The following is a 23,883-nucleotide window of genomic DNA, read 5'->3' as shown; positions in this document are numbered from 1 at the left end:
GATGAAGATCATGACGGTGCTGGGTACGAGACCTGAGATCATACGGCTCAGCCTGATCATCTCCAAGCTGGACCAGTACGCGTCCAAACATATTCTGGTGCATACGGGACAGAACTTCACGGAAAGTCTCAGCGGTCTCTTTTTCAAGGAAATGGGCTTGCGCGCACCGGATTACGTTCTTCAGGATGAAGCGGCCACTCTGGGACGACAGCTATCCTCGATGTTTACGCAGATGGAAGATCTGATATTGCAGGAGAAACCCGATAAATTGCTGCTGCTTGGCGATACCAATAGCGCATTATGTGCAGTATTGGCTGAGCGCATGGGTGTTCCTGTTATTCATATGGAAGCAGGCAATCGTTGCTTCGACCTGGATGTGCCTGAGGAGAAAAATCGTAAGGTTATTGATGCCATCTCTACCGTTAATATGCCTTACACGGAACAGAGCAAGAAACATTTGGTCAGTGAAGGGGTACCAAGCAGGCGCATCGTGCTAACGGGCAATCCCATCTATGAAGTCATGCAGCACTACGACGCGCAAGTAAGTTCCAGCAAAATACTCAAAAAGCTCAAGCTGAAGTCCGGGCAATACTTCCTGGTTACTGCCCATCGAGCCGAGAATGTGGATCATGCCCCTCATTTGCTGGAGATTATGAAAGGACTGAACCAGGTCGCAGAGGAACACGGGTTGCGTGTAATCTGCAGTATTCATCCCCGTACAGCGATCCGGATTGCGGAGCATCTGCAATTGGAGATGAACCCGCTGGTGGAGTTTCACGAGCCGTTTGGATTCTTCGACTTTGTAATGCTTGAACGTCATGCACGCTGTGCACTTACGGATAGCGGTACTGTGCAGGAGGAGTGTTGTATTATGGGCGTGCCGACCGTAACGATGCGTCGAACTACCGAACGGCCGGAAACGGTCGATTGCGGCAGCAATGTAGTCTCCGGTCTGGATGCCGCGCGCATCGCTGATTGCGTGAACGTCATGACAAAGATGTCTAGCGACTGGGATTGCCCGCAAGGTTACAAAGCCACAGATGTATCCAGTAAAGTGGTTAAATTTCTGCTTGGAGGGAAAATGCATGTTTGAAAATAAGCGTATACTCGTGACTGGCGGTACGGGATCATGGGGTTATGAACTTGTGGCTCAACTACTGCCCCAGCAGCCCAAAGAAATTATTGTATATTCCCGGAACGAGTCTAGCCAAGTAGCTATGAGTCGTGAATTTGAAGACCCACGTCTTCATTTCCGGATTGGAGATATTCGTGACAAGGACGCCTTGACGGCGGCTTGCCAGCATGTGGACTATGTATTTCATCTGGCTGCGCTCAAGCATGTTCCGGTGTGTGAAGACCAACCGTACGAAGCACTCAAAACCAACGTGATTGGTACACAAAACGTAATTGAGGCTGCTATTGAGAACAAGGTGGAAAAAGTAATCTATATCTCGACTGACAAGGCTGCCAATCCGTCCAACTTCTATGGCATGACAAAAGCGATCGGCGAGAAATTAATTGTATATGCAAACTTGTTACACAGTGATACCAAGTTTGTTACGGTACGGGGTGGGAATGTACTGGGAACAAACGGTAGTGTGGTACATCTGTTCAAGAATCAGATCCGCCAGAAAGGGCAGGTCTCCATCACGGATATGAGTATGACTCGATTTTTTCTTACGCTGAAGGATGCAATTACCTTGCTGTTCAAAGCTTCGGTGGAAAGTGTCGGCGGAGAAATCTTTGTCATGACGATGCCTACCTGCAAAATCGTTGATCTCGCGGAAGTACTGATTGAGGATTCCGGTGTGGAGAATGTGAGCATTGTGGAACGTGGCATTCGTCCAGGGGAGAAAATTCATGAAATATTGATGAGTGAATTCGAGAGCATGACCACCGTTGTCTACGATGAGCAGTACCTGGTAATTCTTCCTACCCTGGGCATACCGGGTCTGCGTGAACATTATACCAATTGTCCTCCGGTCTCCTTTAACAGTTTCAGTTCTGAACACCAACTCATGACCAAAGAGGAGATTCGTGAAATTCTGAAACGCGGAGGATTCTTGTCATGAAACTGCTGATACTTGGTGGAAACGGAATGGCCGGCCATATTTTGGTCGACTATTTCCGCCGTCAAGGTGTACACAGCGTCTTCTACACATCTCGGGATGTAACAGACCCCAATGGTCTGCTCCTGGATGTGAACGACAGCTTCATGGTTGATCGATTGGTAGAAGCTGTGCACCCGGATGTGATTATTAATGCTGTAGGTGTGTTGAACAACTTTGCAGATGAGGACAAAATTACTGCATATCATATTAATGGTTTCCTGCCACATCGTCTGCGTCGGGTTGCAGATACGATTGGTGCACGCCTGATTCATATCAGCACAGACTGTGTGTTCAGCGGAGAACGGGGATCATACCGGGAAGATGATGTTACGGATGGGACTTCAGCTTACGCCATCACCAAAGCACTTGGCGAAGTTCAGGATGAAGGTCATCTGACGATCCGTACGTCCATCATTGGACCCGAGATCCGCCAGGGCGGCATTGGTCTGATGCAATGGTTTATGTCCAGCACAGGTGAAGTCGGAGGGTATACTCGCGTATTCTGGAACGGTGTGACCACACTTGAGCTGGCTAAATGGGTAGACCATTACATGGCCTCATCGGTTAGTGGTCTGATCCACTTAGCTCATCCGGCACCTGTCAGCAAGCATGACCTGCTTGTATTGTTCAAGCAGACCTGGGATAAGCAGGATGTGACGATTGTTCGTGATGATAGTGTAGTGCAGGACCGTACGCTGGTGTCCACTCGCGAGGATGTGAAGACAGACCTGCCGGATTATTCTACAATGCTGAAGGAGTTGGCATTATGGATGGAGCAGAGCTGAGAGGCAAGAAAGTTCTGATTACAGGCGCCTCCGGTTTTACCGGGCGACATGCCGTATCTTATTTTCGGGAAGCGGGTGCAGTGGTTGCGGCGGTAGTCCGGAGGCCGGATGTGTATTCATTTGGTAAAGGTACTCAGGTCCATGTCTGTGATCTGAATGATAAACAGCAAGTGCGTCATCTGATCGGCGAGGTGCAGCCCGACTATGTGCTGCATCTCGCTGGCAAAAATTCAGTGCCTGATTCGTGGTCTGATCCGCTACTGGTCCTGGAGACCAATGTGATGGCCGTGCTGTATCTGCTGGATGCGCTTCGCAGTTGTCCGACAGCACGAACCGTTATTGTAGGATCGCGGTTAAAATATACGCCGGAACCTGGCCGGATTCCCCAGCCTCCACATCCATACAGCCTCAGTAAAGCGCTGGAAGAGATGGTGTCCTTGTCGTGGATGTCGCTCTTCGGACAACAGATCATGCTGGCGGAGCCAGGCAATCTGATTGGTGCGGGTCCTTCCACAGGCATCTGTTCACTGCTTGCACGCCATGTTGTTGCCTGTGAGCAGGCGGGCAAAACCGAGGCATTCCGTCTGTCCGGACGGGACAATACCCGTGACTTTCTGGATGTGCGGGATGCCGTCAGAGCGTATGCGACCCTCCTGGTACACGGGTCCAGCGGTACAGTATACCCGGTGGTGTCTGGAGTCGAGCGCAGTCTTGGTGAAATTGCAGATCTGCTGTTGTCCATGACAGAAGCGGAAGTCCCTGTTCGCTGGGATGGGGCATCCTCTGGTCCGGATGGTTCGGGGAAACAGGAGGAATTATCACTGCTGCGCAAGCTTGGCTGGCAGCCGATGATTCCATTTGCCACATCACTTCAGGATATCCTGAGTGATGTTCGGGTCCAGCAAGGGAGGACGACAAGTTGAATCCAAGAGTATCCATTGTCATTCCATTCTACAACTGCCCTTATGTGCCTCAGGCAATTCAGAGTGCGCTGAACCAGACGTATCCCCATGTGGAGATCGTTGTTGTGAATGACGGTTCAACCCGGCATGCAGAGTTGCTTCAACCCTATCTTCCTTATATTAATGTGCTTGGCAAAAGCAATGGTGGCACGGCTTCAGCACTTAATCATGGCATCCGCCATGCCTCTGGTGAATATGTGGCCTGGCTCAGTTCGGATGATTATCTGTACCCGGATAAAATTCGTTATCAGCTGGAGTTTATGCAGCGTGAGAATGTGCTCGTCTCACATACCAACTTTCATTATATCAACGAGCATTCGGCAGTTACCAGAATGCATGGTGGGCCTGAACCGATGGACGATCTCGATTGGCTGCGAGTGTTCGTTAATAGCAATCCGGTCAACGGTTGCACTGTCATGATCCGCAAGGATCTGTTCAGCGGAGTGGGATTGTTTGATGAGCTTCTGCCCTACACCCATGATCTGGATCTCTGGATGCGGATTTTGCTGAATGGTCATCGGTTCCCATACCTGAATGAACCACTTACTGCCTATCGGTGGCATGGGGGAATGGGATCGGTACGTCATGCGGATGTCATCGGCAGAGAGGCATCCATGGTATGGTCCAGATATCGCGAACCGCTGTTGCAGCGAATAGCGACGCTTGGCGGGTAGCGTAGGGAGGGCGGTTAAGAAAGCCAAAAGATGGCTGATTAACGCCCTCTTTGCGCAGCATTTTACCTAAGACAGTAAGAGGAGGGGAAGGCCCGAATGGAGCCAAAAGTATCGATCGTCATTCCTTTTTACAATTGTGCTTATATCGAGCAGGCTGTTCACAGTGCCATTCACCAGACGTATCCGCATATCGAAGTCATCGTGGTGGATGATGGGTCAACCGAGCACGTGGAGCGGCTACAGCCATTCATGGATTCCATCCGCTATATTCACAAAGAAAACGGTGGAACCGCGACAGCATTGAATGAGGGCATCAAACATGCAACAGGGGATTACTTTGTCTGGCTCAGCTCGGATGATGTGATGCTGCTGGACCGGGTGGAGAAACAACTGAAGTTTATGCGAGAGGTCAAAGCTTCATTCTGCCATGGTGCCTACCATTATGTGAATGAGAAGAGTGAATGGTTGGATACGGTGCATCCGGAAGTGGGAAGTCGTCTGGAGATGTTGCAGGTACTGCTGGAAGGTTGTCCGATCAACGGCTGTACTGTCATGTTAGAGATGGAAGCATTTGAGCGGTTTGGACTGTTCGACACTGATTTTCGCTACACCCATGACTATGAGATGTGGATGAGGCTGTTTCCAATGTATGAGCTGTTCTACTACAATGAACCTCTGATGTGTTACCGATTGCATGAGTCGATGGGAACCAAACGTCACTTCAAGGCACTGGTTGCCGAGATGGAAAAAGTTCAAGAGAAGCATCGGCCTATTCTGTTTAACTTACTTCAGGTTGGCGGGTACTGGAAGTAGATGGTTTTGGTAATGATGGCTGAATGAAATAGGTATTAAATGGACAGGAGAGCACCCTTATGAAGCACTTTTTAAGTGTTATAAGTGGAAGCTCTTTTTTTGCTTTATGGACAGATACGTGGACACAAAGGGTGATCGATTGCTGAAGTCTCTGTATAATGAAATGATTCATACACGGAAGGGACTGGACTATGCGCAGATATCAATATCTTAAACCCAACTATTAATAAACTAATGGAGGTAAGAGTATTGATTACAGAGTTACACACAGAACGGTTATATTTGCGAAAAATGAACGTATCGGATGCGGCCAGCTTGTTTAAAATTTGGTCTGATCCGGATGTAACTAGATTTATGAATATCAGTCATTTTACGGATGAAAATCAAGTTATAGCCATGATTAATCTTCTGAATGATCTTGCTCAGGAAAACAAGGCTATTCGGTTCTCTATCCTTGCGCAAGAGTCCAACGAAATCATAGGTTCATGTGGTTATAATTCACTGGATTTTGACAATCTTAAAGCAGAAATCGGGTATGACATTGCCAGATCACACTGGGGGAAAGGATATGCGACGGAAGCGATCTCTTCTTTGGTAGCTCATGCATTCTCGACTATGAAGCTGAATCGAATGGAAGCAAAGGTTGACCCTGACAATGTGAATTCTATCAAGCTATTACAAAAGCTGAATTTCACATATGAAGGCACTCTTAGAGCATACGAGAGGGTAGGCGAAACGTTCAGTGATCTGAATATGTATTCCAAGTTGGCGACAGATTAGAGAGATCTGTAATAGCGTGTTCTAGGTCCGTTAGAACACATTTGAAGCAAGTAAGGGGTGTCCTCAGTCATTCATATGACAGATGGGGCACCCCTTGTTTGATATTTCGGCATGTTATATGAAGACGGCATATCATTGGACAACTCAATCTTTTGAATTCATGATCGCCATGGATGCAGGATCGGGAAATACATATCCTTTAGGCAGCTTCTTCATCAATTCATTCATTACAGCGTAATCCACGTTGATGTGAGGTGTGGAAACTGGAGTCGAAAACCAGCGATTGTATAGATCACTTGGTACAAGTAACGTCATATTGTATGTCCTCCTCTGTAGATGGCTTCTTGGTAGACTTGAAATGTACGAAATCCCATCACTTCCAGTGAACGATTTTGTTCAGCCCAAGCTTTCGCCGCCGCCCCCACTGTTCTTCGGGTAACATCATCCTCAAGTAGTGCATCCAACAGTTCACGGAGCGAGTCGACATCCTGCGGAGGAACAACCCATCCCGTACGTCCAGGTTCAACCATCTCAGGCATGCCAGCTGTACCACTGACGATAACGGGTACACCCGCCAGTTGCGCTTCGGTAACGGAGAAAGGCTGGGTGTCCTGCAGGCTGGGCTGGACATATATATCTGCATGGCGCAGGAAGGAAGGAATATTGTCCAGCTTGCCCCAGAACACAACATCGGCTCCAATCCCCGTTGACGCGGCCTGTGACCGCAATTCATCGGTTAGATTGCCTTCTCCTGCGATCCAGCAGACCCAATCGGAACGTTTATTTTTCAGACTGGCTAAGGCCTTGATTAACACATGAACGCCCTTGATGTATTCAAGTCTTCCGGTAAAGGCAATGACTTTCTTGCCCGCAGGTGGTCGCTGGCGGAACTTCACAGCTGCTGAGGCACGGTAGGCTGGGAGATCTACAGCATAGGGAATCTGTCTGAACTTTGATTCAGGAACGGCAAGCTCTGTAAGCGTACTCTTGATCCAGTGGCTTGACACGAGAATGAGCTCGGACTGTGCTGCACTTCGCTCTTCCAATGAGAGAAAATAACGTCCACGCTTGGATTGCAAATATGAAGGGAGAGTAAGCTGTGGGTTGGAATTTTGAGCATCGTAAAAGGCTTCGCGTGCAAGAGCGCCATGATAGCTTGTAACCAGTGGGGTATTGCGGTTCAAGATGCGCTTTATGGCTACGGCAGCTACCGGATCTTGTGCATGAATAACGTCATAATGGTCCACCCCCAGATAAGCGGCCGCCATCTCGAAGGCATATCTATTCAGTTCATAATAAGCGAGAAGAGGATCGGCAGTGAATTGTGGCAGATCAGTCGGATTGAGTTTGGCTTGCAGCATGGGCCACACCTTATCCTTGGAGAAAGCGCGGTTCAGATTACGAACATATACTTCGTTATTGGCACCATTTGTGCCCATGATATCAACCTCTACACCAAGTGCGATTAACCTGTCGGCCAATTGTTTAACATATGTCCATATGCCTCCCATATGTGTAAGCTCCCAATACGTAACGAGCAGAACTTTCATAGCTACCTCCTTGTCACGGCCTGCACCGGCCGAGCTTCTATCCTTTTATTCTATGAAAAAAGAGGACCGGAAGGTCGGGCATTTCCGTGTAATTGGTCGAAAATGGGTGAATGCAAATGGCAATGGACGAGAGGAAGCATATCCTATGTACAGGAAGGTTCATGTGCTCCGAAGGAGGGATCTACAGTGGCGGTATATTTACTTGAGATTCATGAGAATCTGTTACACACATTTGTTCCCGTCAAGTACATGGATGTGGAGTTGGCCTATGTGGGTGGCGAGGGAGGGACAGATGTATTTGTTGGTGGAGCCAGTATTCACGGAGAACTGTACCGACAGCTTTTTCACCTAACGTCAAATTCGGGGGGAGCGGGTGGTAATCAGGTCATTCATAATCTGGATGTGTCATCCGAGCCTTATGAACTGAGGGTCATCAGCAACAGTTCTTCACCGAATCATCTGGTTATTCGAATATATTGCAGAAGTATTCACGGTCAGACATTGGGCATACTGTCAGAATATCAGATGATGAAGCTTGCAGATTGATATGGACATCATTGCATAGTCATGATTACCTACGTGTGGAGCAGGGAAGGTGCCTGTTCCATTTTTTTGTGGTGCATCCATAGTAGAATTGTCTAAAAAAATAGCTTGACAGCAAAGGTATTTTCATTAGAATTAGATCAGTATTAAACGAAAGTTTAAAACGATGATTTAAAACGATAGTTTGAAATTGGTCGTCAATATAGGCTGAGTGAGACGCATGGATACGCCTGCGATCTCCTGGCTGGAAAAGAGTGTGGAGAAAGTGAAAGAACAGACAGCAGGACTACAGGAGCCCGCAGAGTTTTCAATCAAAACGATTATACTGCCACTCCTGGCTATTATCGTCGGTATGATCATGGTTATACTGGACAGCACGGTGGTGAACGTAGCCATTCCGAATCTGGTTCAATATTTCGAGACCGACCTGAAGACCATCCAATGGACGGTTACGGGTTATACCCTGGCTTTGTCTGCGGTTATTCCACTGGCAGGCTGGTTAACGGACCGTTTTGGTGCCAAAAGAGTGTTCCTATTCACCATTGCTATGTTTACCTTGGGTTCAGTGTTATGCTCGATCGCCCAATCACCTGAGCAATTAATCATTTACCGTATCATTCAAGGCCTTGGTGGAGGCATGGTTGCTCCTATTGGTATGGCGATGGTCTTTCGTCTGGCTCCGCCTGAGCGAAGAGGTTCCATCATGGGGATGCTGGGAATTCCGATGTTGCTTGCCCCTGCATTGGGTCCGGTGTTGTCCGGGTGGTTTATTGAATCACTGAGCTGGCACTGGATTTTCCTGATTAACTTGCCAATTGGTATTGCAGCATTCATTCTATGTATCAAGTTTTTGCCTGATACAGATCGTGGACGCACACCTGCACTGGATCTGCTCGGCATGATTCTGGCACCAATTGCGTTCTCGATGCTCGCTTACGGTGTGAGTGAGGGTGGAACGAGCTGGACGTCTGCAACAACTTTGACGGGTGTCATTGTGGGTGGTGTAGCGCTCATTTTGTTCATTATTGTGGAGCTTCGTCATCAAAATCCATTGCTCGAACTCCGGGTATTCAAATCATCTGATTTCTCACGGGGAATTATTCTCGCATGGGTGTCACAAGTGGCGCTGTTCGGTGCGATGATCCTGATCCCGCTTTATTTGCAGCAGATCAAAGGGTACACTGCACTGGAAACAGGATTGATTCTGCTGCCACAGGCATTGGCTTCCGGAGTGGGTATGCCGCTTGGTGGTCGATTGTTTGATAAAATCGGTGCTAGACCTCTTGCCTTTGTGGGTCTGGGTATTATCTCGGGAGCATTGTTTATTCTGTCCTCCATCACGGCAGAGACAGGTCTTGGCCTGATTATAACGGCTCTGGTCATGATGGGTCTGGGTATGGGCTTGTCCATGATGCCACTCAATACGCATGTATTAAATGCTGCACCGCGCAAGTTGGTTGGACGGGTTACACCGCTCACGGCTGCTGCACAGCAAGTGGTTGTGTCCTTTGCGGTTGCAGGGCTTACAGGCTTCCTTACTTCAAGAATCGCAGACAATACAACGAGTACAGAGCCGACCGCAATCGTTCATGGTTTGGTGGCTGGTTTCAATGATACGTTCTTCCTGGCCGCTTGTATTGCATTGTTCGGGTGTTTGCTCAGTCTGATTCTGCGCAAACCTAAGCCGATGCAGGAAGAAGAACTTCAAAATGGCGATAAGCCTGATCCCGCGATGATGATGGGACACTAAGACTCTATAAAAACCATACTAAGGCAGTTCAGAGAAATTTTGCTGAACTGCCTTTTTTGCTATACTCAATGGAAAATTCGCAGTGCTGTCATCATTTCACGAAAAGAAATGGCATATCGATCTGGTGAAAAAGACAAGCTCATATGCTGTCTGCCCTGAATGCGAATATACTCACGCAGTTTCTTGTTATTCATGAGGTCCCTTGCTTCGGCTACAGCGGCCTCTACATTTCCAATTGGATAAAACTTACCAGTCTTATTATGTGTGATAAATGAACGCACACCATCCGAATCCGTGCTGAGCACCGGGCATCCACAACTGATGGCTTCAGCGACGGCATAACCGAATCCTTCAAGCAGGGAAGTGGATAACATGATGCCCCCTGAAGCGGCAATCATGGAATAATATGCAGGCATCTGAGAATGAGGAACATTGATGAAGATCCCAATCCGATCCTCAAGTCCGTATTCTGCCAGCATGTGCCGGAACATGACTTCATCTTCTGGATTAGCCAAAGTTGGATCGTGGAATAACCAAAGTCTGGCTTCCGGATTCTTTTTGACGATTTCACTCGATATGATTAAATATTCACGCCAGTTTTTGTTGTGTTCAAGTCGTCCTACCCAAGCCAGCACCGGATAGGGTGGGGTATCCACCAAGATTGGTGCGAAGGTGTCCGTATCCAGCATATTGGGAATAACAAACCGATGAAGCCAAGGACAGATATGAATGAACATATCCAGCAGGTGGTCTGTGGGAGGTATAACGGCAGCATCACAATGAGCTTGAAGGTAAGGGACACCCATCAGTATTGTTTCGAGAGCCTGATCGCGTGTTCCGAGTCCCTGCGCTTCAAAAATAATTCGTCCCGTATAACCAAGTCCTCTCAAGCGGCCGGGCATAGCGATGTCTGAAGTGGCAATGATGGCATCATAATGATGAGTATGGATGATATGATGGATATCCTCGTCACTGGACGCGGTGAAAATGGGTGTATCACTGTTGTTCTGCAATCCCGAGCCTGTGTTGAGATACAATAGGTGCGCTTCAATGCCATGGCGTTTCAGAACAGCGGTGCGCAGTCGATTTAACGTATCCACGCCACCGCTCGGAACATAAAACGTGAATAATACTTTCACACGATTCACCCTCTGACTTTTGGTCAGGAGCACATTCTCCTGTACTCTATGTTACGTTGGCTTTAAACGCAGGGTGTGGGTGTTGGTCAGAATGTTCACATTTTGGACAAAAATTTTTAAGCTATCTTTTAAGTGTCATTAAGCTGAGGCTAGGATAGCTCCCGTAATATACAAGGAACTTCCCGTGCCCATCATCTATTACATAAGTTCAATGTAACATTAACACGATTACGGAGAGGGCAGAAATAACTTGAAGAAGCGAAGCGTTCGCCTTTATCCCCGGATTTTTCCTTCTGAGAAGGAATCAAAAAAATCTGGGGATAACAGTGATCGGAAGGTTATTCTGTCATCGGAGTGCAAGTGTAATATTTTCAGTTGAATTTATATAACGAACGATGGTGCACGGGTATTTTAACGGGAAAGGATGAATGATGTGCTCGAAGTGAAACAGGTCAGCAAAGTTTACGAAGGGCAACGCGGCGTACATCAACTGGATTTCACCATGGAACGTGGTGAGATTGTTGGCTTTCTCGGGCCCAATGGTGCCGGAAAAACAACGACGATGCGTATGATTACGGGTTATGTGCATCCAACCGCGGGTTCCATTATAGTGGATGGGGTATCGGTCCATGAGCAGGGTCAGCGTGTTCGTTCCAAGATTGGGTATCTGCCTGAAACGCCGCCACTGTATCCGGATATGACGGTGCAGTCCTATCTTAAATTCGTAGCCAATTTGCGAGATGTCCCGGCACGTGAGGTTAAGCTGCGGGTCAGTGAGATGGTTAGCAGACTGGGACTTCAGGGTCGGGAAAGACAAATGGTACGTGGGTTATCCAAAGGATACAAGCAACGCCTCGGGCTGGCAGGAGCCATTATTCACAAGCCAGATCTGCTGGTTCTGGATGAGCCAACATCGGGCCTGGATCCAAATCAGATTATCGAGATCAGAGATCTGATTCGTGAACTTGGGGAGAACCATACGGTGCTGCTTAGTACGCATATTTTGCCTGAAGTGAGCACGCTCTGTAATCGAATGTTGATCATCAATCAGGGACAGCTCGTGCTGGATGGTTCACCTCAGCATTTCGGATCAGCAATGGGGGATCAGTTCAAGGTGTCGATTGAAGTGAAGGCGACTGCGGAGCAATTACATAATGTGCTGACACCATGGGAGAAGGTGCGGATTGAAGTCATTCAAGCGTCGGATGCGAATACCAGCAAAGATGCTTCACTTAATTCAGATTCGGCGAATACGGTTAAAATGTTGCTTACTGGAGAAAACTCGGAAGATTTCCGGGAGGAGCTGTTCTACCTTTTGTCAGGTGCAGGATTACCGATACTGGAGATGAAGAAGGAGAACCTGAGTCTGGAGCAAATCTTCCTGAAGCTGACCACAACCGATGCAACAGACACAGACACAAATTCGGACATCGACTCGTCCAGTATATCGGGAACATCAGTTAGTACATCAGCCGATACTTCGCCCCAAGCTCACAAAGGGGAGGACTCCAAATGAGACGAATGATGGCGGTATGCAATAAAGAGTTGCAAGCTTATTTTCTGTCACCAACGTCTTATTTTGCTTTTGCCGTATATGTACTGATGACCAGTCTGCTGTTCTATTCAAGCTTTGTATATTACCAGCCGAGTATTGTCGATTATCGTCTCGTGTTGGGCGATACGTTGTCCATGCTGCTGTTTGTCGTGCCATTGTTAACGATGCGACTGGTTGCAGAGGAATTTAGACAGGGAACGGATGAATTGTTGCTGACTTCTCCGGCACGAGTAACAGAAATTATTTTTGGCAAATATCTTGCTTCTCTGGCCATTCTGGTCGTGCTCATCCTGTGCAGTCTCGTGTACCCTTTCATCATGTCGTTCTATGGGACATTGGATATGACGACGGTATGGATGTCTGCGCTGGGGTTATTTTTCCTGGGCGGAAGCATGATGGCGATTGGACTGTTCGCTTCTACATTATCCCAGCATCAGATGGTGTCTGCGGTGGCGGGTTTTATTATTTTGCTCGTTTTGTGGATGCTTGATTCATTCGCAGGCAATACAGGTTCTGCTTTGCAACAGTGGCTGGACCCGTTTGCCCTGACTAACCGGTTCGACAGCTTCATGAAAGGTGTGCTTAGTGGGCCGGATATCTTGTATTATGTCACCCTTTCGGGTGTGTTTCTGCTGTTAAGCATTCAAATTGTGGAACGGAAGCGGTGGAGGTGAGAAGATGAAAAAATGGTTAAGTCATACCAACAGTACCGTGCTGTCCGTAGCGGTGATTGGCATCTTTATTTTGTTAACACTGTTCCTGAATTCACTTGGCGGCTTCCAGCTGGATCTGACCTCGAACAAACAATACACGTTATCTGACCAATCCCTTACTGCGATCAAAAATGTGAAGGATGACGTCAACATTCTGGTGTTAACTGTCGAAAATGCCAACAACACCGTCCTGAACCGTGAGGTCACGGATATGGTCGAGGAATACACGAAACGTAACAGCAAGTTGAAGCTAAAACAATATAATCTGACGCAGGAACCTGCGCTTGCATCCAAATATGGCATAACAGGCAGCTCCATTGTGCTGGAGCAGGGAGATCAACACAAAGTGATTGATATCGCCAGTCTGTTCACCGCGACAGGGGACGGAAGTGACGGATCATATCAATTCACAGGTGAGGAAAAACTTACGCAGGCGCTCATGAATATGTCATCAACGGAGATGCACAAAATGGTCTTTTTGACTGGGCATGAAGAGCTGAGTCTCGCTCAGATGACTACGCTGCAATCCTCCTTGGAACAAAATAATGTGCAGACGGAAGAGTTGCAGCTGAATCAAGCTGGTAAGGTTCCAGAAGATGCAGATGTGCTGGCCATTATTGGTCCACAACGTGATCTCAGTGATACGGAAATGAAAGTCATTCGCACATATCTGAGTAATGGAGGCAAGCTGTTATTATCCCTCGGATTTGTAGAAGATATGAAATCCAGTTGGAAAAACATCGATGCTCTGATGGCTGACTATGGCGTCGTTGATGAGCATGCAGTCATGGTGGATAACCAGCAAGCCAGTACGATGGGGCCACTCTGGGTGGTGCCGGAGTATGGTACACATGCAATTACGGACAAACTTGCTGCAAGCCAATTGTATCCGATGTTGTCGTTGTCGATTGCGTTGACCAGCAAAGAACAGGATAAATATACCCTTTCACCGTTAATTCATTCTTCGAATGACAGTTATGGGGAGACAAATATCGGTGGCTTATTGCAGAATGAAACAACCAATGATGCCGAAGAGGACATTCAGGGACCCGTTGAATTAGGATATGCAGCTGATACGACGGATGGTAAACCGAAGGCAGTTATTCTGGGTTCGTCCATTTTCATGCAGGATTCGGAAATTGCGAATGGTGGCAATCGGGACTTTATTTTGAATACGGTAAACTATTTGAGTGAGAAAGAAAATGGATTGACGATTCGTCCACGGGTACAAGCCGGGTATGAGATGGCATACCTGAATGGTGAACAAGCCAGAACGATTTTCTTCGTGGCTATTGTAGCATTCCCACTCATCTTTGTTATCATTGGTGTACTCTTATGGTGGAGGCGCAGACGAGTATGAGAAAATGGGTTCCAACGATTCTGGTGGTCATCGTACTAATTGTGGGCTGGGTGTACGCGGCCAGTCAAAATTATTTTCGGGAAGAAGAAGCGGTTCAAGCCAAGTTGCTTGGTATTCAATCCGGGGATGTTCAATCTATTACAATACATGACACAACGGAGGAGACATCCGGTACAGTAGCAACTTCGACTCTGACGCTTGATAATGGCGTATGGCAGATGGTTGAGCCAAAAGCCTATCCTCTGAACGGTTACAGTGTTAGCAGTTGGTTAGATGCTCTGAGTGGTGCAAATCAGGAACTGGTGGTGGAAGAAGCGCCAACGGATCTGGATAAGTACGGATTAGGAACAGATGCTACACGTATGGATATCAAACTCAAAGATAATCGGGAGATCAAACTGGCTATTGGCGGCCAGCTTCCAGCAGATGATGCACGTTATGTGCGTGTTGATTCGGGCCCTGCGGTTGCCGTGCAGACAGAGGCGATTACCAGCATAGCTTTGTCTCGTCGTGACTTATTAGACACGACACCTTTCAACATGGATGAGACAAATGTTGGGTCTCTGGAGTGGGAGGGTGAGGCAGCTACCTGGATGTTAACATCGACATCGGAGAACGATGCGGCAGAACAGACCTGGACACTGAATGGAAAAACGATTGAAGCCACAGATGCCGTATCTCTTATCGGCAAAATCAAAAACTTGTCGACAGCAGATGATGTGCGTAAAGCGTCCGAGCTGAAAGGTACTGTTCCACGATTCACCTTGTCTGTTGAACAGACGGTCAATGGGCAACAGGTTCGAGATGTGTATCGGGGACTTACGGTGCCATCCGAACCTGATCAGATCTGGGTCATTACGCCGGATGGTCAATGGGCATATGGCATGGATACGACAAGTCTAACGGAAGCCGAGAAATTCCCGGATACAATTAAAGCATCAACAACTTCGTCGGAAGAATCATCCAGTTCTGCAAATGAAGCAACGACATCATCATCAACAGACGGGAAATGAGCGGGGCGGAAGATAAGTGATATTGTTGTGTTGAGATGCAAATATGATTTCGAGGCAGTGCTGCGAACAAGTAGCACTGTTTTTTTTATTTTATATAGCGAAGAAACTCACGGTCCACAGATCAAAACTAAAGATCAATAAACAAAGACCAAAACCAGAATACCTGAATCTACAGGGTAAGGTACCATATCCTTTCAGCATATCGGTACGTACAGAAGCGCATCCTATCACTGTGACCAAAACCAACAAACATTGGAGGATGAGTACATGCCAGCAGTCAAAAAGGCAACAGCTATTACGTTATCATTATCTACTGCAATCTTTGTAATGGCCGGTTTGACAGGTTGTGGCACGAATCGGGATACCAACAATATGCATACGCAAAGTGTTCGTCAGCAAGCCAACGGCATTAACCGTTATGGTGTGGAAACAAATGGCATGGATGGCATCCGTGCGAAAAGTTATCGCATGCACAATGTTACTGACCTGAAATCCAGTGAAGAGCTGGCAAAACGTATCACGGAGATGAAGGAAGTAAAATCCGCCCGTGTCATGTTAACGGATCGTAATGCTTATGTGGCAGTTCGTTTGGCAGATGGTCATGCAGGCAAGTTGGAGAGCAAGTCCAATAGTCGTACGAGCATGCTGAATGGAACGATGCGTAATCATGCCAGTGATACCATGCGTGGGGGCAACATGAATCACGATATGGGTGGTATGCGTGTGAATGGCGGTACGGGCACAATGTCTCCGTACAGCACTAGCGGAATTGCTCCAGGACTGAACACAAATTCGGCAACGGATCGCAGCCATATGGGGAATGACCGCAGCATCTATGGAACCATGGGCACAGGCGCCGTTGGCATGATGCGTGGTCTGACAAATAGCGGTAAAGCACGTGGGACAGACGATGGGCATTATGGTATGAAAAGTGAAGGACAACGTGTAGATAGCACGGACGATAACACATCAGCTGAGATTAAGGGTAAGATTTCAGCCAAAATCAAACAGTTTGCACCAAATATCGAGAATGTATATGTATCAGCCAATCCTGATTTTGTGGAGCATGTCGAGAACTATGCCACAGATATTCGTAACGGTAAGCCCGTTAGTGGCATGATTGATACGTTCCAATCGATGGTGGAGCGAATTTTCCCAACGAACGGAACAGATACGAATAACCGTGATGGCATCCTTGACGATGGCCTGATGAACCGTAATCACAACGGTGGTGTGATGAATCGAATGAATCGGTAGTTTTTTGACATGAACAAGTGTGCCTTTGCGCAGATGGTAACATCTGCTGCAGGGGCATGTTTGTCTTACATAATCTCAAATATATAAACCATCTAATATTCTTGCACTCCTAAAAGAATTATGTTCTGCTCTTACGTCTAAGTGCAGAGTTTTTAGTGAATAATAAAGGGGATTGAAATTAGGGTGTGGAATAGTTATGGATTAGAATGAACTTGGAAAGAAAATTCTGAACAGATCCAGATAAGGCAAGAAATGCACGCGCAAATGTGAATGGTGGTGAGTGTATGAACGAGAAAATTGTAGTTGCTACAATGCGAGTATTTGAAGAACAGCATGGTTTTGCTCGAACAAAAGATTTTATAGAAGCGGGCGTATCCCCTTACTACATAAAAAAACTGGAGTCCGCTGGTGAAATTGAACGGGTAAAACAGGGGATTTACCGACAGTCTGGTCAATTTAATGAACCGCCCCATGAAATGGTTGAGGTATCCAAACTTGTTCCCAAAGGAGTTATATGTCTTCTCTCTGCGCTCTCCTTCTATGAACTGACAACTTACAATCCATGGGAATATCAGATTGCTATTCATCGTGGCGGTAAAAAGCCAAAGCTTCCAGACTATCCTCCTATTAAAGTAATCTATTTGGCAGATGCTCAATACAAAATTGGAATTGATGAAGGAAGGGCTGAGGAATTACCTTCAATCCCCCCACAAGAATATAACAAGGCTTGTCTCCTATGCTGATAAGCTACGAATTCGAACGGTTTTGCAAAAGTATCTGGAGGTGCTGATCTAATGAGTGAAATTAAAAATATTAACGCCTCTGTTTCTGAACGTTTGAAAAATATAGCTAAAAAATCAGGAAAAGCATTTGATACCTTGCTGTTGCTTTATTTTCAGGAGCGTTAGGCACGTCCAACCAAAGACGTTGATTTTCTCGCCAGACAGATTGCTAATGAACTGGATTTATTAAGAGAGTCGTTTGTCTCCATTTGCTCAATAGCGGTTCCTACGGATGGTATTGCATTTCAGTTGGATGAACTGACAACGGAGAGAATTAAAGAAGATGCTGATTATGAGGGAGTAAGAATTAAAGTAACTGCTCTTTTAGGGCGGATGAGAAAAAGTTTGCAGTTTGATATCGGATTTGGTGGTCCCGAAGCCCCAGCTTATTGAATATCCTGTTCTCCTGGATATGACAGCACCACAAGTTCAAGCCTACTCGAGGGAATCCGTCATTTCAGAAAAATTTGAAGCCATGATCACATTATCTGTGATGAATAGTCGGATGAAGGATTTTTATGATATTTATACGCTGTTAACAATGAACAACTTTGATGGTCGAATCCTTCACGAGGCAGTGTCCGAAACCTTCCAACAACGGGGCACAATATTTGAAAAAGAGCATCCTCTGTTTCATGAAGAATTTGCTGAAAATGAAGGTCGGACAAAACAGTGGCAGGCTTTTCTGCGTCGTTTAGGGGTTGAAGAACAACTTGCATTTCAGGATGTGATGGATGCTCTTGTTTCTTTTCTTGAACCTGTTTATCATTCAATAATTGATGAGAAAGAGTTTTTTAAGCGTTGGAGTTATACCGAAAGGGCTTGGAAGAACAATAACTGATTAATACATAATTTTTTTGAACTATGCACCAACTATTTTAGAGGGATGTATGCAAATTACTGCCCATTTTTCTTATAAAACTGAACCAACGCCCTTGACCTGACATAAGATGAGTTGACTGTATCCCCTTAACCTTGTTACACCAACACAACCCGAGCAAGGAGGGGTGAACATTGAAGGGTATCGATCATAAAAGCAAATTTTTGTTGACCCACCGTGAACGCGAAGTATTCGAATTACTGGTTCAAGACAAAACAACGCGTGACATCGCAGGGCAGTTATTCATCAGCGAGAAAACGGTGCGTAACCATATTTCGAATGTGATGCAGAAACTCAATGTTAAGGGTCGTTCGCAGGCAGTTGTCGAGCTGATTAAGCTTGGAGAACTGAAGATTTAGTTGCGAATTACAGTTAGGATTAAGTAGCAGCATGAAAGCCTTTCTCTATTCTTTGTCATGAAGAATGGGGCAAGGCTTTTTTGCTGCTGATTTATAGTTTATTACATCAGATGATCCGCTGTTCCGGGATTAAGTCACCCAACCATGGTGTATAAAAATAAGCCACGCAACGACAACCATTCAAAGGTTATCATTACATGGCTTATGTTGAAAATTGAACATTCATTAATTCAAAGTCAACTTTGAATGAGGCTCTTGAGAAAAATTCCTCTACAACCTCAACATCGCTTCTGCTCGTATGAAATACATATAACTCGCGTGTAGGATGGAGCTTGTGCAGGTCTTTATAACCGCTCCAGGCTTCTTGAGGATTATCATAGTTTTGAATAACTGCTATATCCTGTAGTTGACGGACACGGTTGCTGGAACTTGCCTTGATTGCTTCCACAAGCACAAAACGATCTGGGTGTAATTCAGTAATCTCTCCCCATTTCATCGGCCTCACCTCGCTTGGATAGTCGTATTTTTATTATAGCATAGTCGTTTAAGGGTGTAGGAAGTAAGCACGTTAATTGTAATTATGTGGTACCTTGTAGTTATTGAGAGACCATATAGTATCAACAGGGCGGGATTATGAATATCTCGTTAAAGGCTTTGGCCCCAATCAATGGATTGAATAGATAATTGCATTAATAATGGAAAGGATGAGCTAAATGGACCACTTTTTAAGTGAATTTGAAAATCAATTTCGAGCGGGGTTTCTACCCGATCTGGAACAAACGCTGGCTAAGGTGCAACATGAAAAAGTATACGCTTGTGCATTTGGAACGGACAGTGATTGGGTAACGCTGTTCATGGTGATAAATACAGAGGAGTCATTAAGCAAACATATTACCAATATGAAGGAACAGGGGGTGTGCGACAGCGAGCAGGACGAGATCTATTACAGATGGGGCTGTTCCGAATATCAATATGGCGAGGATACGCACTTTAACCACATCAGCCGATTGTTGTATGCAACAGAAGATGTCCAGAGGTATAAGAATGAGATCATTCGAATCATTGCCAAAGTTGTGAATGAGACAGCAGATGAAGTTTTTGCCCGATATGGACAAACCAAAGCAGACATTACGTTCTTTGTTTCTCTCACAGATGACGATCTGGCGGAGGAGATTGAGAATCAATCGGTTCATCAAATGACTGTCCCCAGCTTAGCCAGTAAGTTCTTAAAACGATATGATGCATCAACTAGAACGAGTTAACTTGAGTTAAATTGAATCAAAAGAACTGAATCGTTGTACCGCGAAAGTCTTTCCTATTCTTTATCCAAAGAAGGGAAGAGGCTTTTTTGTTTTATCGTGAAAAAATGAAACAACCGAATCCATAATAGTTTATCACTTATAGATTCCTATTCGTTTGAATGAACATCCTCCATCTTTTCTTCGAAAATGGCTGATAAAAGAGCTGCTCCAATTCCTCGAACTGTGCATCATTCAGAGAAAGATGGAGCGCTCTTTTTGCTATTTTGGCGGCAGGCTGGGAAGATTTCCGGCCTCCGGCTTTTCGTTTGATCGGAATATGAAATTGCAGCATGTCTTCAAGTTGATTCCAGCCTTCCCAACTCAGCCGACCTCCACGTTTCCAGTCGATGGCATAGAGGACATAATAGGCATGTCCTTCTGTTTGTTTGGTAGCAATAATCCAGGTGGAAGGAATGAACTTTCTCCGTTGTCTTCGATTCATTGAATTGCTCCTTCTTTTGATATTGCAAAAGTCATGTTAAATTCCTCTTGATTTGCATCATCGTCTTGATTAGAATAAAGTTATAAAAATGATTTTCTTAATTTATTAAAAATAAACAAAAATAATTTTCATAAAGCGAGGTCCTCATGGCAGCCATATTACGTGCGTTGCAACAAGAACTGAATAACCTTCCGTCTCAGGAGCGACGTATCGCCGAAGTCATTATGCAATCTCCATCGGACATTCCCGGCTGGACGATTAGTCATCTGGCAGAGCAGAGTGGCACAAGTGCGGCGACGGTAACCCGCTTTTGCAAGTCGTTTCATTTCAAAGGTTTTCCCGATTTCAAAATGAAACTCGCCGCAGAATTGTCCCACGCATCTGATGAAACGGCGTATCAGGATATTGTAGCGGGCAATTCCCTATCCAAAATTGTTGAAGCTATCGAAGCCAACCACCTCGCGTCTATTGCAGATACCACTCGTTTGCTGGATTTGGGCAGATTGGAGCAAGCCGTTCAATTATTGTGCCAGGCTCGCCGCATCGATCTGTACGGGGTGGCTACCTCTTCGATTGTTACACAGGATTTCTATCAGAAACTGGTGCGGATCGGCAAGAGCTGTACGGCTTTCTCCGACTCACACATGCAGATTACATCCGCATCTTCGCTCGCCGAGGGAGATGTGGCGATGGCCGTATCCTATTCAGGCGAAACACCAGAGACCATCGATGCCCTGCATTGTGCCAAACAGGCCGGAGCTTCTACGATTTCACTGACTTCCTATGGCAGTAACAAGCTTGCAACTGTATCCGATATCCCACTCTTTACGTCCTCTCTGGAAGAAGGTATGAGGCGTGGAGATATGGCTTCACGTATTGCGCTGCTGCATGTGATCGATATTTTGTTCACAGGTATGGTAAGTGCCGACTTCGACCGTTTTATCCCCAGACTGGAACAATCCTATCATAATGTGCAGTCCTATCGAGTCCAACACAACGGAGGTGCCTGACAGATGAAGATGAATATACGAATTTTTGAAAATGAACAAGATCTAAACACCACGGGTGCTGGCCTCATTGCCAGTTTGTTGCAAACCAAACCACGGGCTGTATTGGGGCTCGCGACAGGAAGTTCTCCTGTAGGCATATATAAACAGCTTATCACGTTGTACCAGAAGGGGCTGGTCAGCTTCTCACAGGCTTCTTCTTTTAATCTCGATGAGTATGTCGGACTTCCAACAGAACATCGCGAAAGTTACCGCAGTTTCATGAACGAACAATTATTCAATCATATCGATGTAGATATTGCTAGAACGCAAGTGCCTGATGGTCAGGCTGCCGATCTGGAACAGGAATGTAATTCCTATGAGCAACGGCTGGACGATCGTGGACCGGTAGACCTTCAACTGCTGGGCATCGGACATAATGGTCATATTGGCTTCAATGAACCGGGAACTGAACTTACAGGACGAACGCATGTCGTGGATCTGAAAGACGAAACGCGAAAGGCAAACGCACGCTTCTTTGACAGCATCGATGAAGTTCCGGCTCAGGCGATTACAATGGGTGTCGGTACCATTTTGAAAGCCAAACAGATTCTGCTCATTGCCCGTGGCGAGGAAAAAGCCGAGATTATTCGCGAAGCTTTTATGGGCCCAATCACAACGGCCTGTCCTGCATCGCTTTTGCAATGTCATCCAAATGTGGTGGTATTGCTGGATCATGCCGCAGGGAGGCTGGTGAGATGACCGAGGTGAATAGCCGTGAACCTAGAAGCCAGCGTGATGAAAATATTTCTCTTCTTCGGGGCAAGCTGCTACTTGCAGATGAGATATTGGAAGATGGTGTATTAGCTTGGAGGGATGGAAAAATCCTCTATGCTGGGATACCGGAAGGTCTTCCTGAACAGATTCGGAGCGAGGCTTTGCCGCTGTCAGTACCGGAACGTGGTCTCATCGTGCCTGGATTCATTGATATCCATGTGCATGGTGGGAACGGAGAAGACTTTATGGACGCAAGCCCGGAGGTGTTGGACAAGATCACTTCTTTCCATAGTACCCAGGGAACAACAGCGATGCTTGCGACTTCCATGACGGCTCCAAAAGAGCGATTGGATAACGTACTTGCTGAGGTCAACCGCTACCGTTCCGGTGAAATGCCATATGCACAGCTTGAGGGAGTACATCTGGAAGGCCCCTTCTTCAGTCCGAAATGGCCTGGTGCGCAAAATCCGGAACATATCATACTGCCTGATGTATCTTGGCTCGAAGCATGGGAGAAGCAATATCCTGGCCTGATCCGTCAAGTTACGTTGGCACCGGAACGTGAAGGCGCACTGAAAGTCATCTCGTGGCTGCGTGAACAGCGGATCACAGCGGCACTCGGCCATACCGATGCGACCTATGAAGAGGTGGAACGGGCAGTGGAAGCAGGACTTCATCATGCCGTTCATACGTTCAATGCCATGACACCGCTGCATCACCGGCTACCGGGAGCTGCCGGAGCCGTGCTAAGTGATCCGCGCATCAGCGCCGAGGTGATTGCCGACGGCATTCATGTTCACCCTGCGGCTATATCAATCCTCGCTCAGCTGAAGCAACATAACAATCAACTCGTGTTGATCACGGATGCCATGTCTGCTGCCGGTTTGGATGATGGGGAGTACAAAATCGGCGACCTGCCCGTAATCGTGAAGCATGGCGAGGCCAGACTGAAGGACGGCGGCGCACTGGCGGGAAGCACGCTGACAATGATTCGCGGTTTCCGTTACCTGATACAGGAAGTGGGCTTGAGTCTGAACGCTGCATCACGTGCAGCAAGTCTGACCCCGGCACGCCTGCTGGGCATTGATCACCGGACAGGTTCCCTGACTCAAGGAAAACAGGCAGATATCGTTTTGCTGAATGCGGAGCTGGATATTGAGGGTGTGTGGGTGAAGGGCAGACGGATCGGCGAGTCATATTAGATTTAGAAAATTAGTATCGTGCTAATAACTCTCATTTGTGATAGATCAGTCTTCGGAGTTAAAACTTGGCTTTTATCTGTGTAGAGGCAACACCTTGCGCAATATGTTAAAATAGATCTCAAAAAGACGGGATCTGCGGATCACGCATA

The 23,883-nt window shown here is 46.6% G+C and carries 25 protein-coding genes and 1 pseudogene; 21 read left to right on the top strand and 5 right to left on the bottom strand.

Features of this window, described 5'->3' with window-relative positions:
* The first annotated feature begins 1 nt into the window (after position 1).
* The 7 genes from wecB (at position 2) to AC6CIF_RS20980 (ending at position 6,125) form a co-directional block, all read left to right on the top strand.
* Complete coding sequence (wecB, locus tag AC6CIF_RS21010; protein ID WP_076211326.1) at positions 2-1,093, top strand: non-hydrolyzing UDP-N-acetylglucosamine 2-epimerase; 1,092 nt, start codon at positions 2-4, stop codon at positions 1,091-1,093.
* A complete protein-coding gene (locus tag AC6CIF_RS21005; RefSeq protein WP_017692517.1) occupies positions 1,086-2,072 on the top strand; it encodes a polysaccharide biosynthesis protein in 987 nt (328 codons plus the stop codon). The genes wecB and AC6CIF_RS21005 overlap by 8 nt, the downstream gene beginning before the upstream one ends.
* On the top strand, positions 2,069-2,896 hold the full coding sequence (locus AC6CIF_RS21000; protein WP_076211210.1) for a dTDP-4-dehydrorhamnose reductase family protein: 828 nt from the start codon (positions 2,069-2,071) through the stop codon (positions 2,894-2,896). The genes AC6CIF_RS21005 and AC6CIF_RS21000 overlap by 4 nt, the downstream gene beginning before the upstream one ends.
* Positions 2,878-3,819, top strand: a complete 942-nt coding sequence (locus AC6CIF_RS20995) for an NAD-dependent epimerase/dehydratase family protein (RefSeq protein ID WP_076211212.1) — start codon at positions 2,878-2,880, stop codon at positions 3,817-3,819. Before AC6CIF_RS21000 ends, AC6CIF_RS20995 begins: the two co-directional genes overlap by 19 nt.
* A complete protein-coding gene (locus tag AC6CIF_RS20990; protein WP_498201417.1) occupies positions 3,816-4,532 on the top strand; it encodes a glycosyltransferase in 717 nt (238 codons plus the stop codon). The genes AC6CIF_RS20995 and AC6CIF_RS20990 overlap by 4 nt, the downstream gene beginning before the upstream one ends.
* Before the next feature lie 96 nt (positions 4,533-4,628).
* Positions 4,629-5,345 (top strand): glycosyltransferase, encoded by a 717-nt coding sequence (locus tag AC6CIF_RS20985; RefSeq protein WP_338588417.1) that lies wholly within the window; start codon positions 4,629-4,631, stop codon positions 5,343-5,345.
* 249 nt (positions 5,346-5,594) lie between these two features.
* Entirely contained in the window at positions 5,595-6,125 is a 531-nt protein-coding gene (locus AC6CIF_RS20980; RefSeq protein WP_498201416.1) for a GNAT family N-acetyltransferase, read from the top strand.
* Between the two features lie 144 nt (positions 6,126-6,269).
* On the opposite strand, the gene AC6CIF_RS20975 is transcribed toward AC6CIF_RS20980, so the two are convergent.
* Both AC6CIF_RS20975 and AC6CIF_RS20970 read right to left on the bottom strand, forming a co-directional pair.
* A complete protein-coding gene (locus AC6CIF_RS20975; RefSeq protein WP_211084618.1) occupies positions 6,270-6,440 on the bottom strand; it encodes a hypothetical protein in 171 nt (56 codons plus the stop codon).
* Complete coding sequence (locus AC6CIF_RS20970) at positions 6,437-7,675, bottom strand: glycosyltransferase family 4 protein (RefSeq protein WP_498201415.1); 1,239 nt, start codon at positions 7,673-7,675, stop codon at positions 6,437-6,439. The genes AC6CIF_RS20975 and AC6CIF_RS20970 overlap by 4 nt, the downstream gene beginning before the upstream one ends.
* 186 nt (positions 7,676-7,861) lie before the next feature.
* Here AC6CIF_RS20970 and AC6CIF_RS20965 point away from each other — a divergent pair, with 186 nt between their 5' ends.
* Positions 7,862-8,221, top strand: coding sequence for a hypothetical protein (locus AC6CIF_RS20965; protein WP_076211222.1), 360 nt, complete (start codon positions 7,862-7,864; stop codon positions 8,219-8,221).
* Positions 8,222-8,438: 217 nt separating this feature from the next.
* Positions 8,439-9,968 carry a DHA2 family efflux MFS transporter permease subunit gene (locus AC6CIF_RS20960; RefSeq protein ID WP_498201414.1) on the top strand — a complete coding sequence of 510 codons (1,530 nt, stop codon included), beginning with the start codon at positions 8,439-8,441 and terminating at the stop codon, positions 9,966-9,968.
* 65 nt (positions 9,969-10,033) lie between these two features.
* On the opposite strand, the gene AC6CIF_RS20955 is transcribed toward AC6CIF_RS20960, so the two are convergent.
* On the bottom strand, positions 10,034-11,107 hold the full coding sequence (locus AC6CIF_RS20955) for a glycosyltransferase family 4 protein (RefSeq protein ID WP_256704231.1): 1,074 nt from the start codon (positions 11,105-11,107) through the stop codon (positions 10,034-10,036).
* Positions 11,108-11,540: 433 nt separating this feature from the next.
* On the opposite strand from AC6CIF_RS20955, the gene AC6CIF_RS20950 reads away from it, so the two are divergent.
* The 8 genes and pseudogenes from AC6CIF_RS20950 (at position 11,541) to AC6CIF_RS20915 (ending at position 19,026) form a co-directional block, all read left to right on the top strand.
* Positions 11,541-12,623, top strand: a complete 1,083-nt coding sequence (locus AC6CIF_RS20950; RefSeq protein ID WP_498201413.1) for an ABC transporter ATP-binding protein — start codon at positions 11,541-11,543, stop codon at positions 12,621-12,623.
* Entirely contained in the window at positions 12,620-13,336 is a 717-nt protein-coding gene (locus AC6CIF_RS20945; protein ID WP_017692528.1) for an ABC transporter permease subunit, read from the top strand. The genes AC6CIF_RS20950 and AC6CIF_RS20945 overlap by 4 nt, the downstream gene beginning before the upstream one ends.
* 4 nt (positions 13,337-13,340) lie before the next feature.
* Positions 13,341-14,735, top strand: a complete 1,395-nt coding sequence (locus AC6CIF_RS20940) for a GldG family protein (RefSeq protein ID WP_498201412.1) — start codon at positions 13,341-13,343, stop codon at positions 14,733-14,735.
* Entirely contained in the window at positions 14,732-15,748 is a 1,017-nt protein-coding gene (locus AC6CIF_RS20935) for a DUF4340 domain-containing protein (protein WP_498201411.1), read from the top strand. The genes AC6CIF_RS20940 and AC6CIF_RS20935 overlap by 4 nt, the downstream gene beginning before the upstream one ends.
* 267 nt (positions 15,749-16,015) lie before the next feature.
* On the top strand, positions 16,016-17,005 hold the full coding sequence (locus AC6CIF_RS20930; protein ID WP_498201410.1) for a YhcN/YlaJ family sporulation lipoprotein: 990 nt from the start codon (positions 16,016-16,018) through the stop codon (positions 17,003-17,005).
* A 284-nt stretch (positions 17,006-17,289) separates the two neighbouring features.
* Positions 17,290-17,748: a type IV toxin-antitoxin system AbiEi family antitoxin domain-containing protein gene (locus AC6CIF_RS20925; RefSeq protein ID WP_498201409.1), complete on the top strand. Its 459-nt coding sequence runs from the start codon at positions 17,290-17,292 to the stop codon at positions 17,746-17,748.
* A gap of 204 nt (positions 17,749-17,952) precedes the next feature.
* Positions 17,953-18,628, top strand: a pseudogene (locus tag AC6CIF_RS20920) (nucleotidyl transferase AbiEii/AbiGii toxin family protein).
* Positions 18,629-18,801: 173 nt separating this feature from the next.
* Positions 18,802-19,026 carry a helix-turn-helix domain-containing protein gene (locus tag AC6CIF_RS20915; protein ID WP_017692532.1) on the top strand — a complete coding sequence of 75 codons (225 nt, stop codon included), beginning with the start codon at positions 18,802-18,804 and terminating at the stop codon, positions 19,024-19,026.
* Positions 19,027-19,228: 202 nt separating this feature from the next.
* On the opposite strand, the gene AC6CIF_RS20910 is transcribed toward AC6CIF_RS20915, so the two are convergent.
* Entirely contained in the window at positions 19,229-19,522 is a 294-nt protein-coding gene (locus AC6CIF_RS20910) for a hypothetical protein (protein WP_498201408.1), read from the bottom strand.
* Between the two features lie 217 nt (positions 19,523-19,739).
* On the opposite strand from AC6CIF_RS20910, the gene AC6CIF_RS20905 reads away from it, so the two are divergent.
* Complete coding sequence (locus tag AC6CIF_RS20905; RefSeq protein WP_498201407.1) at positions 19,740-20,288, top strand: DUF4303 domain-containing protein; 549 nt, start codon at positions 19,740-19,742, stop codon at positions 20,286-20,288.
* 136 nt (positions 20,289-20,424) lie between these two features.
* On the opposite strand, the gene AC6CIF_RS20900 is transcribed toward AC6CIF_RS20905, so the two are convergent.
* Positions 20,425-20,769 (bottom strand): hypothetical protein, encoded by a 345-nt coding sequence (locus tag AC6CIF_RS20900; protein WP_498201406.1) that lies wholly within the window; start codon positions 20,767-20,769, stop codon positions 20,425-20,427.
* Positions 20,770-20,915: 146 nt separating this feature from the next.
* Between AC6CIF_RS20900 and AC6CIF_RS20895 the strand changes: the two genes are divergently transcribed.
* From AC6CIF_RS20895 to nagA, 3 genes are read left to right on the top strand one after another with little or no spacing between them, the layout of a single operon-like run.
* Entirely contained in the window at positions 20,916-21,779 is an 864-nt protein-coding gene (locus AC6CIF_RS20895; protein WP_498201405.1) for a MurR/RpiR family transcriptional regulator, read from the top strand.
* Between the two features lie 9 nt (positions 21,780-21,788).
* Complete coding sequence (gene nagB, locus AC6CIF_RS20890) at positions 21,789-22,517, top strand: glucosamine-6-phosphate deaminase (RefSeq protein ID WP_498201474.1); 729 nt, start codon at positions 21,789-21,791, stop codon at positions 22,515-22,517.
* On the top strand, positions 22,514-23,734 hold the full coding sequence (gene nagA / locus AC6CIF_RS20885) for an N-acetylglucosamine-6-phosphate deacetylase (protein WP_498201404.1): 1,221 nt from the start codon (positions 22,514-22,516) through the stop codon (positions 23,732-23,734). Before nagB ends, nagA begins: the two co-directional genes overlap by 4 nt.
* The last annotated feature ends 149 nt before the right edge of the window (positions 23,735-23,883 follow it).

This window comes from Paenibacillus sp. GQ49, assembly GCF_059759055.1.
This window is presented reverse-complemented; position numbering and strand designations above follow the sequence as displayed.

Excerpts from the sequence above, each read along its gene's own strand:
- AC6CIF_RS20905 (WP_498201407.1), top strand. The coding sequence starts at position 19,740 with ATGGACCACTTTTTAAGTGAATTTGAAAATCAATTTCGAGCGGGGTTT.
- AC6CIF_RS20900 (WP_498201406.1), bottom strand. The coding sequence starts at position 20,769 with ATGAATCGAAGACAACGGAGAAAGTTCATTCCTTCCACCTGGATTATT.
- AC6CIF_RS20985 (WP_338588417.1), top strand. The coding sequence starts at position 4,629 with ATGGAGCCAAAAGTATCGATCGTCATTCCTTTTTACAATTGTGCTTAT.
- AC6CIF_RS20945 (WP_017692528.1), top strand. The coding sequence starts at position 12,620 with ATGAGACGAATGATGGCGGTATGCAATAAAGAGTTGCAAGCTTATTTT.
- wecB (WP_076211326.1), top strand. The coding sequence starts at position 2 with ATGAAGATCATGACGGTGCTGGGTACGAGACCTGAGATCATACGGCTC.
- AC6CIF_RS20930 (WP_498201410.1), top strand. The coding sequence starts at position 16,016 with ATGCCAGCAGTCAAAAAGGCAACAGCTATTACGTTATCATTATCTACT.
- AC6CIF_RS20895 (WP_498201405.1), top strand. The coding sequence starts at position 20,916 with ATGGCAGCCATATTACGTGCGTTGCAACAAGAACTGAATAACCTTCCG.
- AC6CIF_RS21000 (WP_076211210.1), top strand. The coding sequence starts at position 2,069 with ATGAAACTGCTGATACTTGGTGGAAACGGAATGGCCGGCCATATTTTG.
- AC6CIF_RS20975 (WP_211084618.1), bottom strand. The coding sequence starts at position 6,440 with ATGACGTTACTTGTACCAAGTGATCTATACAATCGCTGGTTTTCGACT.
- nagA (WP_498201404.1), top strand. The coding sequence starts at position 22,514 with ATGACCGAGGTGAATAGCCGTGAACCTAGAAGCCAGCGTGATGAAAAT.
- AC6CIF_RS20940 (WP_498201412.1), top strand. The coding sequence starts at position 13,341 with ATGAAAAAATGGTTAAGTCATACCAACAGTACCGTGCTGTCCGTAGCG.
- AC6CIF_RS20935 (WP_498201411.1), top strand. The coding sequence starts at position 14,732 with ATGAGAAAATGGGTTCCAACGATTCTGGTGGTCATCGTACTAATTGTG.
- AC6CIF_RS20960 (WP_498201414.1), top strand. The coding sequence starts at position 8,439 with ATGGATACGCCTGCGATCTCCTGGCTGGAAAAGAGTGTGGAGAAAGTG.
- AC6CIF_RS20970 (WP_498201415.1), bottom strand. The coding sequence starts at position 7,675 with ATGAAAGTTCTGCTCGTTACGTATTGGGAGCTTACACATATGGGAGGC.
- AC6CIF_RS21005 (WP_017692517.1), top strand. The coding sequence starts at position 1,086 with ATGTTTGAAAATAAGCGTATACTCGTGACTGGCGGTACGGGATCATGG.
- nagB (WP_498201474.1), top strand. The coding sequence starts at position 21,789 with ATGAATATACGAATTTTTGAAAATGAACAAGATCTAAACACCACGGGT.
- AC6CIF_RS20910 (WP_498201408.1), bottom strand. The coding sequence starts at position 19,522 with ATGAAATGGGGAGAGATTACTGAATTACACCCAGATCGTTTTGTGCTT.
- AC6CIF_RS20925 (WP_498201409.1), top strand. The coding sequence starts at position 17,290 with ATGAACGAGAAAATTGTAGTTGCTACAATGCGAGTATTTGAAGAACAG.
- AC6CIF_RS20995 (WP_076211212.1), top strand. The coding sequence starts at position 2,878 with ATGGATGGAGCAGAGCTGAGAGGCAAGAAAGTTCTGATTACAGGCGCC.